This is a genomic window from Streptomyces nogalater, from assembly GCF_039532885.1.
GTDB classification, from domain to species: domain Bacteria; phylum Actinomycetota; class Actinomycetes; order Streptomycetales; family Streptomycetaceae; genus Streptomyces; species Streptomyces nogalater.
The window spans coordinates 105,719-120,759 of sequence record NZ_BAAASM010000010.1; the positions used below are offsets into that span (position 1 = coordinate 105,719).

Here is a 15,041-nt window from a genome sequence, read left to right on the forward strand (position 1 = left end):
CGGCCGCCCGATCACCGGCCTGTGCCGGGGCTGGCTCGTCGTGTGTGCGAGATTCAGCGCTCTTCTTCGGAAGCGGTGCCCGGAACGGACGTCAGTCGCTCGGTCTCGTCCTGTATCTCAGCGGCGATCTTCTTGAGTTCCGGCTCGAACTTGCGACCGTGGTGGGCGCAGAAGAGCAGTTCTCCGCCGCTGAGCAGGACGACGCGCAGGTATGCCTGGGCGCCGCAGCGGTCGCAGCGATCGGCGGCCGTCAGCGGGCTCGCGGGGGTCAGAACAGTAGTCACGTCGCCTCTTCTCTAGCTCGACGAGCTGTCGTACCAGGGTCAACATCCAACCAGCCCGAAAACGTTCCCGCTCGTGGCCGTTTCGCGAAAATTTTTTCCGGGGACGGTTGTCTGTTGCCCGTTGGCGGCGAATGTGCCGTATTGCGTGTCTTGTATGCGGTACGGGTTCGCGCTCTCTTGCTGTCTCGTCCTCCCGGCTGGGTTGCCGGTTGTTCATGAGGACGTGCCCGGAGCCTAAATGGTTCATGCCCCAAAGGGAACGTGATATGTGCTTCACTCCATCGAGGGATCGAACAAGCATGCGAGGCTGGACTAGTGTGAGGTGCCGCCGAGGGTGGCGTTACACCGGCTCTACCAGGGCTCGGTACCCTCTGAGCGGCGACCGAAGCCGCCCCCTTACCCAGAGGGGGGCCATCTGAAATTCAGCGAGGAGCGAACCGCGTGACCGCCGACACGTCCGTGCCGTCCACAGCGCTGCTGGCAGGAGCAGACCGCGACGGTTCCAACTACACCGCGCGGCACCTGCTCGTCCTTGAGGGCTTGGAGGCCGTGCGCAAGCGCCCCGGCATGTACATCGGCTCGACCGACAGCCGCGGTCTCATGCACTGTCTGTGGGAGATCATCGACAACTCGGTGGACGAGGCCCTCGCGGGGGTCTGCGACCGCATCGAGGTGATCCTCCACGACGACGGCTCCGTGGAGGTGCGGGACAACGGCCGCGGCATCCCCGTGGACGTGGAGCCGCGGACCGGCCTGTCCGGCGTCGAGGTCGTCATGACCAAGCTGCACGCGGGCGGCAAGTTCGGCGGCGGCTCCTACGCCGCCTCCGGCGGCCTGCACGGCGTCGGCGCCTCCGTGGTCAACGCGCTCTCCGCCCGCCTCGACGTCGAAGTGGACCGCGGTGGCCACACGCATGCCATCAGCTTCCGGCGGGGTGTGCCCGGCGCCTTCGCCGCCGACGGCGCGGAAGCGAGGTTCGAGGCCAAGAGCGGCCTGCGCAAGACCAAGAAGATCCCCAAGACGCGCACCGGCACGCGTGTGCGCTACTGGGCCGACCGCCAGATCTTCCTCAGGGACGCCAAGCTCTCCCTGGAGACCCTGCACCAGCGCGCCCGGCAGACCGCGTTCCTGGTCCCCGGCCTGACCATCGTCGTCCGCGACGAGTTCGGTCTCGGCGAGGGCGGCAGCAAGGGGGAGGAGTCCTTCCGCTTCGACGGCGGCATCAGCGAGTTCTGCGAGTACCTGGCGAACGACAGGGCCATCTGCGACGTCCTCCGCTTCTCGGGCAAGGGCACCTTCAAGGAGACCGTCCCGGTCCTGGACGAACACGGCCAGATGACCCCGACCGAGGTCACCCGCGAACTGGGTGTAGACATCGCGCTGCGCTGGGGGACCGGCTACGACACGACGGTCAGGTCGTTCGTCAACATCATCGCCACCCCCAAGGGCGGTACGCACGTCGCCGGTTTCGAACAGGCACTCACCCAGACGCTGAACGACGTCCTGCGCGCCAAGAAGCTGCTGCGCGTGGCCGAGGACAACGTCGTCAAGGACGACGCCCTGGAGGGCCTCACCGCCGTCGTCACGGTCCGTCTGGCCGAGCCGCAGTTCGAGGGGCAGACCAAGGAGGTGCTCGGCACCTCGGCGGCCCGCCGCATCGTGAACAACGTCGTCGCCAGCGAGCTGAAGGCATTCCTGACGGCCACCAGGCGGGACGCCGCCGCCCAGGCCCGGGTCGTCATGGAGAAGGTGGTCGCCGCCGCCCGGACCAGGGTCGCGGCCCGCCAGCACAAGGACGCCCAGCGCCGGAAGACCGCCCTGGAGTCCTCGTCCCTGCCGGCCAAGCTCGCCGACTGCCGCAGCGACGACGTCGACCGCAGCGAGCTGTTCATCGTCGAGGGCGACTCCGCGCTCGGCACGGCCAAGCTGGCGCGGAACTCCGAGTTCCAGGCCCTGCTGCCGATCCGCGGCAAGATCCTGAACGTGCAGCGGTCGTCGGTGACCGACATGCTCAAGAACGCCGAGTGCGGGGCGATCATCCAGGTCATAGGAGCGGGCTCCGGCCGCACCTTCGACATCGACCAGGCCCGGTACGGCAAGATCATCATGATGACCGACGCCGACGTGGACGGCTCGCACATCCGCTGCCTGCTGCTCACGCTGTTCCAGCGTTATATGCGGCCCATGGTCGAGGCCGGCCGGGTCTTCGCCGCCGTGCCGCCGCTGCACCGCATCGAGCTGATCCAGCCGAAGAAGGGCCAGGAGAAGTACGTCTACACGTACTCCGACCGCGAGCTGCGCGACAAGCTCATGGAGTTCCAGAGCAAGGGCATCCGGTACAAGGACTCCATCCAGCGCTACAAGGGCCTGGGCGAGATGGACGCCGACCAGCTGGCCGAGACCACGATGGATCCGCGCCACCGCACCCTGCGCCGCATCAACCTCTCCGACCTGGAGGCTGCCGAACAGGTCTTCGACCTGCTGATGGGCAATGACGTGGCTCCCCGCAAGGAGTTCATCTCCAGCTCGGCGGCGACGCTGGACCGGTCCCGCATCGACGCGTAACCGCCGCGCCGGTCATCGGCCGACAGGGCGGAAACGGCTCGCCGCTGGACGTGAAGCGGCTCGGCCGACGGGGGGAAGCGCCTGAGCGGCGGGGGCTGGTGACTGGCGGGGCGGTGGAGGGCCTGGCCGGGAGCGGCCGGGCCCGCCCGAGGCCGCACGGTCAGGGCCGGGCAGGGGGCCGGGGCCGGGGGCGCCGGACGGCACCGTGTGGGTCACGTGACCGCCGTCCGCCTCGCGCTCAGGCGCGGGTCGCCCATACATAGCGGTGTTCCGGGCGGCCCGCGTCGCCGTACTTGAGGGTCAGCCGGGCCCGGCCGGTGCGCTCCAGCAGCTTCAGGTACCGCTGGGCGGTCTGCCGGCTCACCCCCGTCCGTTCGGCGATCTCCTGCGCGGACAGCGGGCGTTCGGCGCTCAGCAAAGCCTGGCGTACCAGCTCGGCCGTCGTGGGCGAGTGCCCCTTGGGCAGCTCGGGTTCCGACGGGGCGGACAGCGCGCCGAAGATCCGGTCCACCTCCGCCTGCTCCGCCTCGCCGCCGCCGTCCAGGGTGCGCCGCAGCTCGGCGTACGCCTCCAGCTTGGCCCGCAGCCCCGCGAAGGCGAACGGTTTCACCAGGTACTGCAACGCCCCCTGCCGCATGGCCGCCTGCACGGTCGACACGTCCCGCGCCGCCGTCACCATGATCACGTCGGCCTGGTGGCCGCGCCGCCGCAGCTCCCGGACCACCGCGAGACCGGTGTCGTCGGGCAGGTAGTGATCCATCAGGACCAGATCGACCCGCGGCAGGCTCTCCACCCGACGCAGCGCCTCGGCCGCGCTGTGCGCCTCGCCCGCCACGTGGAAACCGGGCACCTTCTCGACGTAGGCGGCGTTGACGCGGGCCACGCGGGTGTCGTCGTCCACGATCAGGACCTCGATCATCACGCCTCCTCCTCGGAACCCGCGGGCACCGGTTCCGGCTCGGTCAGCGCCTCGGGCAGCACCACGGTGAACTCCGCGCCGCCGCCGGCCGCCGGTCCCACGGTCGCGCCGCCGCCCTGCCGTTCGGCGAGCCGCCGGACCAGGGAGAGCCCGATGCCCCGCTTGCCGTGCGCGGGCGGCTGCTTGGTGGACCAGCCCTCCGTGAAGATCAACTCGCGTTGCTCCGCCGGCACTCCGGGTCCCGTGTCGCGCACCTCTAGGACGACCGTACGGCCCTCGGTGCGCAATTCGACCTCCACGCGCGCGTGCGGGGTGCCCGCGACCGCGTCGAGGGCGTTGTCCACGAGGTTGCCCACCACCGTGACCAGTCCCCGCGCATCGATCAGCCGGTCCGGGAGCCGGGTGCGCTCCGACACCCGCAGGGCGACCCCGCGCTCCGCCGCCACGGTCGCCTTGCCCACCAGGAGCGCGGCCAGCAGCGGATCCTGGATCCGCTCCGTGACCTGCTCGGCGGTGGCCCGGTGGTCCCCGACCACCTCGCCGACGAACTCCACGGCGTCGTCGTACATCTCCAGCTCCAGCAGCCCCAGCAGGGTGTGCATGCGGTTGGCGTGCTCGTGGTCCTGGGCGCGCAGCGCGTCGATCAGCCCACGGGTGGAATCCAGTTCGCGCCCCAGCTGCTCCAGCTCGGTGCGGTCGCGCAGGGTGGCCACGGCACCGCCGTCCCCGGTGGGCATGCGGTTGGCGATCAGGACGCGCTGGCCGCGCACGGTGAGCAGGTCGGTGCCGGTCACCCGGCCGGCCAGCACATCCGTCGTACGGCCCGCGCCGAGCGCCTCGTCCGGGGTCCGTCCAAGGGCCTCGTCACCGATTCCCAGCAGCCGCCGTGCCTCGTCGTTGAGCAGCCGGATACGGCCGCCCCGGTCCAGCGCGACCACCGCCTCCCGGATGCCGTGCAGCATCGCCTCGCGCTCCGCGAGCAGCGCCGAGATGTCGGAGAAGGCCAGGTCCCGGGTCTGCCGCTGGACCCGCCGGGAGATCAGCCAGGCGGCCAGCGCGCCCACCGCCAGGGCACCGCCGGCGTACGCGAACAGCCCCGGGATGGCACTGATCAGCCGTGCCCGCACACTGTCGTAGGCGATGCCGACCGACACCGCGCCGACGACGTGGTGCCCGGCGTCGTACAGCGGCACCTTGCCGCGCGCCGAGCGGCCCAGGGTGCCCCGGTCGATCTCCATGACCTCCTTGCCGGCCAGGGCGTCGGAGGGGTCGGTGGAGACGCGCCGGCCGATCTCCGAGGGCGTGGGATGCGACCAGCGCACCCAGTTCCGGTCCAGCACCACGATGTACTCGGCGTGCGTGGCCCGCCGGATCCGCTCGGCCGCCCGCTGCACGGGGCCGTTCCCGTTCGGCGCGGTGGTCCGCACGCCCTCGGCGATCCGCGGGTCCTGCGCCGTGGTCTCGGCGATGGCGAGCGCCCGCCGCATCGCCTCCTGGTCCAGCTGCTTGCTCAGCGGCGCCAGGAAGAGCCCGGTCGCGAGCACCGCGACCCCCGCGGCGATCGCCACCTGCATCAGCAGCACCTGGGAGAACATCCGCCGGGGCAGACCGAGGCGCAGACGGCGTACGGGGGGAGTGGAGCGCATACCCATGACGGTACGTGGGACGGCCGGAAGCCCCCAGCGGGTGTGGTGTGGATCTCTTGATCAGCTATTGATCAACATTGACGGCGTCGTGCCCTGGTCAGCTCGCCAGCGCCGTCGGCCGCAGTGCGCGCACCTCGACCACGTCCATCCGCGCGGGCGTGCCGAGCACCTCCGCGCCGCAGCTCTCCGGGCGGGGCGGCAGCGACGTGCCCTGTGCCACGGTGACCCGCCACCGGCGGCCGTCGGCGTGGGTGACGGTGACCTCCCAGCGCGGCGCCGCGCCCTCGGTCCGTGCGACGCTCAGCACACCCGCCCGGTACTCGTCCGCGGCCGTCCGTACGGCCAGCTCCGCCGCCTGGCCGGGCCGCTCCCACGCGGAGCACCCCCGGCACCCCTCGACCAGCACACGTCCCTCCTGGGCGCCGTGCAGGGCCTCCTTCACGGTGTGGGCCCCGGCGCGGCCGTAGGCGTAGCCGTACGGCAGGACGAGCACCGTGGGCGCGAACCGATGACCACCCAGATGGGTGACCTCCCAGACACCGGGCACCCCCGAGGCGACCAGCTCCGTGGCGAGGGGGCGGCCCAAAAGGGCGCAGCAGCGGTCACGCTTGCCGTTGGTGCACACCAGTGCCAGTGGCTCACCCCGGTGGGGCCGCCCGCCGAGCACCGCGCCGAAGGACCGGTGGTCGCCCGCGCCGAGCGCGGCGAAGTCCAGGTCCAGCAGGCGCCGCGGATCGACGGTGGTGGCCCCGTGCAGCCACACCCGCCCGGGGACGGTGTGCGCGGCGTACACGTGCCGCACCGGAGGCGGGCCGGGATCGGCGTGGCGCCCGGGGCGGCGGATCAGCGCGATCCGCACGCCGGTGCCGTCGGCGGCGGCCTCCAGCGCGCGGCCCAGCGCGGGGTCGAGATGGCTGGACGTGAGCGCCCTGGCGCCCCACGGGCCGGGCTGTTCCAGCAGCAGCCACGTCGTCGCCGTGGCAGCCGTACCGGAAACCGGCTCGTCGAGTCCGCGGGAGACGGTCGCACACCTACTCACACAGGTGAGCCTAACCTGACTTGCCCCGCGGTGACTTGCGGGCCCGCCGTGCCCTACTCCGCCAGGGCCCGGGGCGGGCGCGGACCGACGTAATGGCCGCTGGGGCGCATGCGCAGCGGGCGTTCGCCGTACTCCTCCAGGGCGTGCGCGATCCAGCCCGCGGTCCGCGCGACGGCGAAGATCGTCTCGGCGGCCGTGGCCGGCATGCCGCAGGACGCGGTGAACACCGCGAGGGCCAGGTCGACGTTGGCGTGCAGCGGGGTGTGCCGGGCGGTGGTGGCGACGATGTCGCGGGCGGCGAGCAGCGCGGACTCAGCGCGCGGGATCCGCTCCAGCAGGTCGAACAGCGCCCGCGCGCGCGGGTCCTCGCCGGTGTACAGCCGGTGGCCCAGACCGGGGACGCGGCGGCCCGCGCGCAATTCCTCGGCGATCACCGGGACCGCCGTGCCCTGGTCGAGCACGTCCAGGAGCATCCGGTGGGCCAGGCCGCCGGCCGCGCCGTGCAGCGGGCCCTCCAGCACGCCGAGCCCGGCCGAGACGGCCGCGTACGCGTGCGCGCGGGCCGAGGCGGCGACCCGGACGGCCAGGGTGGACGCGGCCAGGTCGTGGTCGGCCAGCAGGGCCAGCGCCGTGTCCAGCACGCGCAGGGAGGCGTCGTCGGCCGGGCGGCCGGTCAGCCGCCCCCACAGGCGGTGGGCCAGCGGGCCGTCGTCCCTGTGGTCGTACCGGACCGGCGGCAGCGCGGCGACGAGGGTGGGGACGAGGGTGCGCGCCGTGTGCAGCACGGCCTCCTCGGACAGGTCGAAGCGCAGCGGGTCCTCGGCCGCCGCGGCGATCGCCGCCACCCGCAGCCGGTCGACCGGGGAGGCGTGTTCGGACAGGGCGTCCACCGCGCGGCGGGCGACCTCGACGGTGGCCTCGGGCGCGGTGAACGCCGCTCCCGGCGCGGGCCGGCCGGTCCACAGCCACTCCGCGACCTCCTCGTAGGAGTGGCGGGCGGCCAGCTCGACCGCGTCGACACCGCGGTAGTAGTACCGGTCCTGCTCGATCAGCGTGATGCGGGTGCGGACGGACAGGTCCCCGCCGGTGCCCGGACTCCCGGCGGCCTCCCGGCGGTTGCGGCGGGCGAGCGCCTCGACCTCCCCGGCCTCGAAGGTGCTGGCCCGGCCGCCGGGCTCGCGTCTGCTGCTGAGCAGGCCGCGGCTCACATACGCGTAGACCGTCTCGGGCTTCACACCGAGCAGTTCGGCGGTCTCCTTGGTGGTCAGCCGGCGCCCGGGGCGGTGGGGAGCGGTGTCGTGATCGCGCATGGGGGCCACCGTAGCCGCGTCCGCACATGTTGACGGCCATCTATTGAGCCGAGCAACGTTGATCGGGAAGTGATCGAGTCTTGACGGTGGGATCAAGTATGGGGGCGCGGGCCCGGAGGGGTTGACGAGCCGCTCGTATCCTGGACGCTCCGTCCATGCCCGTCCGCGCACCGGGCACGAGCCGTGTGCGCACTGGTACGTCTGAGAGGTCGCCCGTTGGGGAACAGCTTGGCAAGCGGCGGCAGCCCGCAGCAGATCCCGGTCGTCGTACTCGCCGGTTTCCTGGGCTCCGGGAAGACCACGCTCCTCAACCATCTGCTGCACCGCAGCGGAGGCAGCCGCATCGGGGCCATCGTCAACGACTTCGGCGCCATCGAGATCGATGCCATGGCCGTCGCCGGAGCCCTCGGCGACTCGACCGTCTCACTCGGGAACGGCTGCCTGTGCTGCGCCGTGGACACCGGCGAACTCGATCTGTACCTGGACCGGCTCGCCGCACCCGCCGCCGGTATCGACGTGATCGTCATCGAGGCCAGCGGGCTGGCCGAGCCGCAGGAACTCGTGCGCATGGTCCTCGCCAGCGAGCACCCGGACATCGTCTACGGCGGTCTGGTCGAGGTGGTCGACGCCGCCGAGTTCGACGACACGCGCGCCAAGCACCCGGAGATCGACCGGCACCTCGCCCTCGCGGACCTGGTCGTCGTCAACAAGCTCGACCGCGCCGGCGACGCCGACCGGATCCTCGGGCTGGTCCGCTCGCTCACCGACCGCGCGGCCGTCGTCCCCGCCACCTACGGCCGCGTCGACCCCGAGTTCCTCTTCGACTGCCGGCCCACCGAGGAGCGCGTCGGCCAGCTGTCCTTCGACGACCTGCACGACCACGACGACCCGGACCACGCCGGCCACCTGCACACCGGCTACGACAGCCTGTCCTTCACCTCCGCCGTCCCCCTGGAACCCCGGCGGCTCATGCGGTTCCTGGACAGCCGGTCCGAGGGGCTGTACCGGATCAAGGGCTACGTCGACTTCGGACCGTACGACGCGGTCAACCGCTACGCCATGCACGCCGTCGGCCGGTTCCTGCGCTTCTACCCCGAACCCTGGGCGCCCGGCGACGAACGGCTCACCCAGCTCGTGCTGATCGGCTCCGGCATCGACGCGGACGCCCTCCGCAAGGAACTGGAGGCGTGCGGGAACGACGCCCCGCACGCCGACGAGCACGGCATGTGGGGCGTCCTGCGGTACGTACAGGGACCGGACGAGCCGGAAGCCGGCCTTGAGGAGCCGCCGCCCGCCTAGCCCCTGCCCGGACCGGCTAGAGCACCGGCCCCGCCACCACCGCCACCGTCTTCGGCAGCGACGTGCCCGAGCCGTCCCGGCGCGGGTCCGGCTCCGGCAGCTCCACCGGGGTGCCGTTCTTCTGCGCCGCCCGCGCCGGCGCCGGACCCGCCCAGGCCAGCGACAGGCAGTCCTCACCCTTCAGGAACCGCTGGCAGCGCACGCCGCCCGTGGCCCGGCCCTTGCGCGGGTACTGGTCGAACGGGGTCAGCTTGGCCGTCGTCTGCACCGAGTCGTCCAGCGTGCCGCGCGAGCCCGCCACCGTGAACACCACCGCGTCGGCGGCCGGGTCGACCGCCGTGAAGGAGATCACCTTCGCGCCCTCGGCGAGCTTGATGCCCGTCATGCCGCCCGCCGGACGGCCCTGCGGGCGGACGATGGAGGCCTGGAAGCGCAGCAGCTGCGCGTCGTCCGTGATGAACACCAGGTCCTCCTCGCCGGTGCGCAGCTCCACCGCGCCGACGATCCGGTCCCCCTCCTTGAGCGTGATGACCTCCAACTCGTCCTTGTTGGACGGGTAGTCGGGCACCACCCGCTTGACGACACCCTGCTCGGTGCCGAGCGCCAGGCCCGGCGACGACTCGTCCAGCGTGGTCAGGCAGACCACCGTCTCGTCGTCCTCCAGGGAGACGAACTCCGCCAGCGGAGCCCCGCCCGAGAGGTTCGGCACGGTCGTCGGCTCGGGCAGCTGCGGCAGGTCGACCACGTTGATCCGCAGCAGCCGGCCCGCCGAGGTCACCGCGCCGATCACCCCGCGCGCGGTCGTCCGCACGGCCGAGACGATCACGTCGTGCTTGACCCGCTTGCCGCCCGCCGCCCGCGGCAGCGGCGCGTCGGTCGCCGTACGGGCCAGCAGCCCCGTCGAGGACAGCAGCACCCGGCACGGGTCGTCGGCCACCTGCAGCGGGACGGCGACCGGCGTGGCCGCGGACTCCAGCAGGACCGTACGCCGGTCGGTGCCGAACTTCTTCGCCACGGCGGCCAGTTCGGCCGAGACCAGCTTGCGCAGCTCCGCGTCCGACTCCAGGATCCGGGTCAGCTCCTCGATCTCCGCGGTGAGCTTGTCCTTCTCCGCCTCCAGCTCGATCCGGTCGTACCTGGTGAGCCGGCGCAGCGGCGTGTCGAGGATGTACTGCGTCTGCACCTCGCTCAGCGAGAAGCGCTCGATCAGGCGCTCCTTGGCCTGCGCGGAGTTGTCGCTGGACCGGATGATCCGGATGACCTCGTCGATGTCGACCAGCGCGGTCAGCAGGCCCTCGACCAGGTGCAGCCGGTCGCGCTTCTTGCCGCGGCGGAACTCGCTGCGCCGCCGGACCACGTCGAAGCGGTGGTCCAGATAGACCTCCAGCAGCTCCTTCAGACCCAGGGTGAGCGGCTGGCCGTCGACCAGGGCGACGTTGTTGATGCCGAAGGACTCCTCCATCGGGGTCAGCTTGTACAGCTGCTCCAGGATCGCCTCCGGCACGAAGCCGTTCTTGATCTCGATGACCAGACGCAGGCCGTGCTCGCGGTCGGTGAGGTCCTTGACGTCGGCGATGCCCTGGACCTTCTTCGCGTTGACCAGATCCTTGATCTTCGCGATGACCTTCTCGGGGCCGACGGTGAACGGCAGTTCCGTGACCACCAGGCCCTTGCGGCGGGCGGTGACGTTCTCGATGGAGACCGTCGCGCGGATCTTGAAGGTGCCGCGGCCGTTCGCGTACGCGTCCCGGATGCCGTCCAGGCCGACGATCCGGCCGCCGGTGGGCAGGTCGGGGCCCGGGACGTGCTTCATCAGCGCGTCCAGGTCGGCGTTCGGGTGCCGGATCAGATGGCGGGCGGCGGCGATGACCTCGCGCAGGTTGTGCGGCGGCATGTTCGTCGCCATGCCGACCGCGATGCCCGAGGCGCCGTTCACCAGCAGGTTCGGGAAGGCGGCGGGCAGGGCCACCGGCTCCTGCTCCTGGCCGTCGTAGTTCGGCGCGAAGTCGACCGTGTCCTCGTCGATCGACTCGGTCATCAGACCCGTCGCCTCGGCCATCCGGCACTCGGTGTACCGCATGGCGGCCGGCGGGTCGTCGTTGCCCAGCGAACCGAAGTTGCCGTGGCCGTCGACGAGCGGCACGCGCATGGAGAAGGGCTGCGCCATGCGCACCAGCGCGTCGTAGATCGACGCGTCGCCGTGCGGGTGGAGCTTGCCCATGACCTCGCCGACGACCCGCGCGCACTTCACATAGCCGCGTTCGGGGCGCAGGCCCATCTCGTTCATCTGGTACACGATCCGGCGGTGCACCGGTTTCAGTCCGTCACGGGCGTCCGGCAGGGCGCGCGAGTAGATGACCGAGTACGCGTACTCAAGGTAGGAGCCACGCATCTCGTCCACGACGTCGATGTCGAGGATCCTCTCCTCGAACGAATCGTCGGGCGGCGGGGTCTTCGTGCTGCGGCGGGCCATCGCTGCCTGGCTCCTTCTGATCTGGTCGCTCGCCTACGGGGCGCTCTGTGCTGAAGCGTTTGACGGATCTGACGCGGACCATTGTGGACCGAGGCACTGACAACCCGTGCACGACCCGGTCCGGGCGGCCTGGGCAGGCGCCGGCGAGCGGGGCGCCCCCGGCGCCGGAGAACCGTCCGGGAGGGGATGCGACGCAGGGTACGCGATCCGCTGTCGGCGTACGTCCGCGGGAACTTCGCGAAGGCCCCGCACGCTTTGCATACAGTGGCAGGAACGGCAGCACAACCGCGGTTTCCATCAACCGCCTCCGCTCGCGAAGGGACGTACATGCCCATGGGTCACACGACCACAGCCGAGGCAGGCTCCGGGGGCCTGGCAGCGACCGAGCACCGCCTGGCCAACGGTCTGCGCGTGGTGCTCTCCGAGGACCACCTGACCCCGGTGGCGGCGGTCTGCCTCTGGTACGACGTCGGCTCCCGCCACGAAGTCAAGGGGCGTACCGGCCTTGCTCACCTCTTCGAGCACCTGATGTTCCAGGGCTCCGCACAGGTCAAGGGCAACGGCCACTTCGAACTGGTGCAGGGTGCCGGCGGCTCGCTGAACGGCACCACCAGCTTCGAGCGCACCAACTACTTCGAGACCATGCCCGCCCACCAGCTGGAGCTGGCGCTCTGGCTGGAGGCCGACCGCATGGGCTCGCTGCTGGCCGCCCTGGACGAGGAGTCCATGGAGAACCAGCGGGACGTCGTCAAGAACGAGCGCCGCCAGCGCTACGACAACGTGCCCTACGGCACCGCCTTCGAGAAGCTGACCGCCCTCTCCTACCCGGAGGGCCACCCGTACCACCACACGCCGATCGGCTCCATGGCGGACCTGGACGCGGCCACCCTGGAGGACGCCCGCCGGTTCTTCCGCACCTACTACGCGCCGAACAACGCGGTGCTCTCCGTGGTCGGCGACATCGACCCCGAGCAGACCCTCGCCTGGATCGAGAAGTACTTCGGCTCCATCGCCTCCCACGACGGCAAGCCCGCGCCCCGCGACGGCTCCCTGCCGGACATCATCGGCGAGCAGAAGCGCGAGGTCGTCGTGGAGGAGGTCCCGGCGCGCGCGCTGATGGCCGCCTACCGGCTCCCGCACGACGGCACGCGCGCGTGCGACGCGGCCGACCTCGCCCTGACCATCCTCGGCGGCGGCGAGTCCTCCCGTCTCTACAACCGCCTGGTGCGCCGCGACCGCACGGCCGTCGCCGCCGGCTTCGGCCTGCTCCGCCTGGCCGGCGCGCCCTCCATGGGCTGGCTGGACGTGAAGACCTCCGGTGACGTCGAGGTGCCGGTGATCGAGGCCGCCATCGACGAGGAGCTGGCCCGGTTCGCCGAGGAGGGCCCCACGCCCGAGGAGATGGAGCGCGCCCAGGCCCAGCTGGAGCGCGAGTGGCTGGACCGGCTCGGCACGGTCGCCGGCCGCGCCGACGAACTGTGCCGGTTCGCCGTCCTGTTCGGCGACCCGCAGCTCGCCCTGACCGCCGTCCAGCGCGTCCTGGAGGTGACCCCCGAGGAGGTCCGGGAGGTCGCGGGGGCCCGCCTGCGGCCCGACAACCGCGCGGTCCTGGTCTACGAACCGAAGTCCCCGGAGACCGCCCCGGACGCCGATGTCCCGGAGGACCCGGAGCAGGAAGCGACCGTAGAGGCGGGCCGCGACGAGACCGAGAACGAGGAGACGGCCAAGTGACCGAGCTCGCCACCATGGAGTTCCACCCCCAGCCGCAGCCCGGCGAGGCCAGGCCCTGGGCGTTCCCGGCCCCCGAGCGCACCGCGCTCGACAACGGCCTGACCGTGCTGCGCTGCCACCGCCCCGGCCAGCAGGTCGTCGCCGTCGAGGTGCTGCTGGACGCGCCCCTGGACGCCGAGCCGGCCGGCCTGGACGGCGTCGCCACGATCATGGCGCGGGCCTTCTCCGAGGGCACCGACCGGCACTCCGCCGAGGAGTTCGCCGCCGAGCTGGAGCGCGCCGGCGCCACCCTGGACGCGCACGCCGACCACCCCGGCGTCCGGCTCAGCCTGGAGGTCCCGGTCTCCCGCCTGGCCAAGGGCCTCGGCCTGCTCGCCGACGCGCTGCGCGCGCCCGCCTTCGCCCCGAGCGAGGTCGAGCGCCTCGTCCGCAACCGCCTGGACGAGATCCCGCACGAGCTGGCCAACCCCTCCCGCCGGGCCGCCAAGGAACTCTCCAAGGAGCTGTTCCCGGCGACCTCGCGCATGTCCCGGCCGCGCCAGGGCACCGAGGAGACCGTCGAGAAGATCGACGCGGCGGCCGTACGCGCCTTCTACGACCGCCATGTGCGGCCCGCCACGGCCACCCTGGTCGTCGTCGGCGACCTGACCGGCACCGACCTCGACGCGCTGCTCGGCGACACCCTGGGCGCCTGGTCCGGTACTCCGGGCGAGCCGCGCCCGGTGCCGCCGGTGACCGCCGACGACACCGGACGCGTGGTCATCGTGGACCGGCCCGGCGCCGTCCAGACGCAGCTGCTCATCGGCCGGATCGGCCCCGACCGGCACGACCGGGTGTGGCCCGCCCAGGTGCTCGGCACGTACTGCCTCGGCGGCACCCTCACCTCCCGCCTGGACCGCGTCCTGCGCGAGGAGAAGGGCTACACCTACGGCGTGCGCTCCTTCGGGCAGGTCCTCAGGTCGGCGCCGGACGGCACGGGCGCGGCGATGCTCGCCATCAGCGGCTCCGTGGACACGCCGAACACCGGCCCGGCGCTGGACGACCTGTGGAAGGTGCTGCGCACCGTCGCGGCGGAGGGCCTGACCGACGCCGAGCGGGATGTCGCCGTGCAGAACCTCGTCGGGGTGGCGCCGCTGAAGTACGAGACCGCGGCGGCCGTCGCGAGCACGCTGGCCGACCAGGTCGAGCAGCACCTGCCCGACGACTTCCAGGCGACGCTGTACCGGCAGTTGGCCGCCACGGGCACGGTGGAGGCCACCGCGGCCGTCGTGAACGCCTTCCCGGTGGACCGCCTGGTGACCGTCCTCGTCGGCGACGCCTCGCAGATCAAGGCGCCGGTCGAGGCGCTCGGCATCGGTGAGGTGACCGTGGTGACGGCCGAGTAGCGGCCCGGCGCCACCGGCGCACGCGCGCGTGGGGCCCTGACGGCTTACCGGCCGTCAGGGCCCCACGCTGTTCCACTCGGTCCCTCAGATGCCCGTTTTGGGGCGGAGGTTGCCTGTCTGACCTGTGGGATGCGCTACAAAACTCCGGATCCGTTTGAGGATCGAAAGCGGGCCGCCGTAGCGTCGTCCGGGCTGTTCGTCAGGCAGTGCGCCGCACCCGCGGCACCGGACAGCCATCGCCGAGTCCCCGTACGGCGCGAGCCAGGGGAGCCGGGGACCCACCGTCCCTGGGGTGAATCGGGCGCCCGCGCGAGCGCGAGGGGGCCCGTAGGAGACCTTCCTGCTCCGAACCCGTCAGCTAACCCGGTAGGCGAGAGGGAAGGAAAGGAC

The 15,041-nt window shown here is 72.0% G+C and carries 10 protein-coding genes and 1 riboswitch; of the genes, 4 read left to right on the top strand and 6 right to left on the bottom strand.

Annotated features, from left to right (window positions below):
* Nucleotides 1-53: 53 nt before the first annotated feature.
* Nucleotides 54-284 carry a DUF7455 domain-containing protein gene (locus ABD350_RS10135; RefSeq protein ID WP_030785372.1) on the bottom strand — a complete coding sequence of 77 codons (231 nt, stop codon included), beginning with the start codon at nucleotides 282-284 and terminating at the stop codon, nucleotides 54-56.
* Between the two features lie 441 nt (nucleotides 285-725).
* On the opposite strand from ABD350_RS10135, the gene ABD350_RS10140 reads away from it, so the two are divergent.
* Nucleotides 726-2,849: a DNA gyrase/topoisomerase IV subunit B gene (locus ABD350_RS10140; protein ID WP_344347532.1), complete on the top strand. Its 2,124-nt coding sequence runs from the start codon at nucleotides 726-728 to the stop codon at nucleotides 2,847-2,849.
* 238 nt (nucleotides 2,850-3,087) lie between these two features.
* Here ABD350_RS10140 and ABD350_RS10145 read toward each other — a convergent pair whose 3' ends face one another.
* The 4 genes from ABD350_RS10145 to ABD350_RS10160 all read right to left on the bottom strand — a co-directional run bounded on the left by ABD350_RS10145 (nucleotide 3,088) and on the right by ABD350_RS10160 (nucleotide 7,763).
* Nucleotides 3,088-3,768 (bottom strand): response regulator, encoded by a 681-nt coding sequence (locus ABD350_RS10145; RefSeq protein WP_344347533.1) that lies wholly within the window; start codon nucleotides 3,766-3,768, stop codon nucleotides 3,088-3,090.
* Nucleotides 3,768-5,414 (bottom strand): ATP-binding protein, encoded by a 1,647-nt coding sequence (locus ABD350_RS10150; protein WP_344347534.1) that lies wholly within the window; start codon nucleotides 5,412-5,414, stop codon nucleotides 3,768-3,770. Before ABD350_RS10150 ends, ABD350_RS10145 begins: the two co-directional genes overlap by 1 nt.
* A gap of 97 nt (nucleotides 5,415-5,511) precedes the next feature.
* On the bottom strand, nucleotides 5,512-6,453 hold the full coding sequence (locus ABD350_RS10155; protein ID WP_344347535.1) for a ferredoxin family protein: 942 nt from the start codon (nucleotides 6,451-6,453) through the stop codon (nucleotides 5,512-5,514).
* A 53-nt stretch (nucleotides 6,454-6,506) separates the two neighbouring features.
* Entirely contained in the window at nucleotides 6,507-7,763 is a 1,257-nt protein-coding gene (locus ABD350_RS10160) for a citrate/2-methylcitrate synthase (protein ID WP_344347536.1), read from the bottom strand.
* Nucleotides 7,764-7,979: 216 nt separating this feature from the next.
* Here ABD350_RS10160 and ABD350_RS10165 point away from each other — a divergent pair, with 216 nt between their 5' ends.
* Nucleotides 7,980-9,062 carry a CobW family GTP-binding protein gene (locus tag ABD350_RS10165; RefSeq protein ID WP_382466718.1) on the top strand — a complete coding sequence of 361 codons (1,083 nt, stop codon included), beginning with the start codon at nucleotides 7,980-7,982 and terminating at the stop codon, nucleotides 9,060-9,062.
* A gap of 16 nt (nucleotides 9,063-9,078) precedes the next feature.
* Here ABD350_RS10165 and ABD350_RS10170 read toward each other — a convergent pair whose 3' ends face one another.
* Nucleotides 9,079-11,535, bottom strand: coding sequence for a DNA gyrase/topoisomerase IV subunit A (locus ABD350_RS10170; RefSeq protein ID WP_344347538.1), 2,457 nt, complete (start codon nucleotides 11,533-11,535; stop codon nucleotides 9,079-9,081).
* 327 nt (nucleotides 11,536-11,862) lie between these two features.
* Here ABD350_RS10170 and ABD350_RS10175 point away from each other — a divergent pair, with 327 nt between their 5' ends.
* Both ABD350_RS10175 and ABD350_RS10180 read left to right on the top strand, forming a co-directional pair.
* Complete coding sequence (locus tag ABD350_RS10175; RefSeq protein ID WP_344347539.1) at nucleotides 11,863-13,266, top strand: M16 family metallopeptidase; 1,404 nt, start codon at nucleotides 11,863-11,865, stop codon at nucleotides 13,264-13,266.
* Nucleotides 13,263-14,651, top strand: coding sequence for a M16 family metallopeptidase (locus tag ABD350_RS10180; RefSeq protein WP_344347540.1), 1,389 nt, complete (start codon nucleotides 13,263-13,265; stop codon nucleotides 14,649-14,651). The genes ABD350_RS10175 and ABD350_RS10180 overlap by 4 nt, the downstream gene beginning before the upstream one ends.
* A 227-nt stretch (nucleotides 14,652-14,878) precedes the next feature.
* A riboswitch (cyclic di-AMP (ydaO/yuaA leader) is annotated at nucleotides 14,879-15,039 on the top strand.
* Nucleotides 15,040-15,041: the final 2 nt, after the last annotated feature.

What these genes read in the sequence shown, in the direction of transcription:
- ABD350_RS10145 (WP_344347533.1), bottom strand. Translation starts at nt 3,768, where the DNA reads ATGATCGAGGTCCTGATCGTGGACGACGACACCCGCGTGGCCCGCGTC.
- ABD350_RS10170 (WP_344347538.1), bottom strand. Translation starts at nt 11,535, where the DNA reads ATGGCCCGCCGCAGCACGAAGACCCCGCCGCCCGACGATTCGTTCGAG.
- ABD350_RS10175 (WP_344347539.1), top strand. Translation starts at nt 11,863, where the DNA reads ATGCCCATGGGTCACACGACCACAGCCGAGGCAGGCTCCGGGGGCCTG.
- ABD350_RS10150 (WP_344347534.1), bottom strand. Translation starts at nt 5,414, where the DNA reads ATGCGCTCCACTCCCCCCGTACGCCGTCTGCGCCTCGGTCTGCCCCGG.
- ABD350_RS10160 (WP_344347536.1), bottom strand. Translation starts at nt 7,763, where the DNA reads ATGCGCGATCACGACACCGCTCCCCACCGCCCCGGGCGCCGGCTGACC.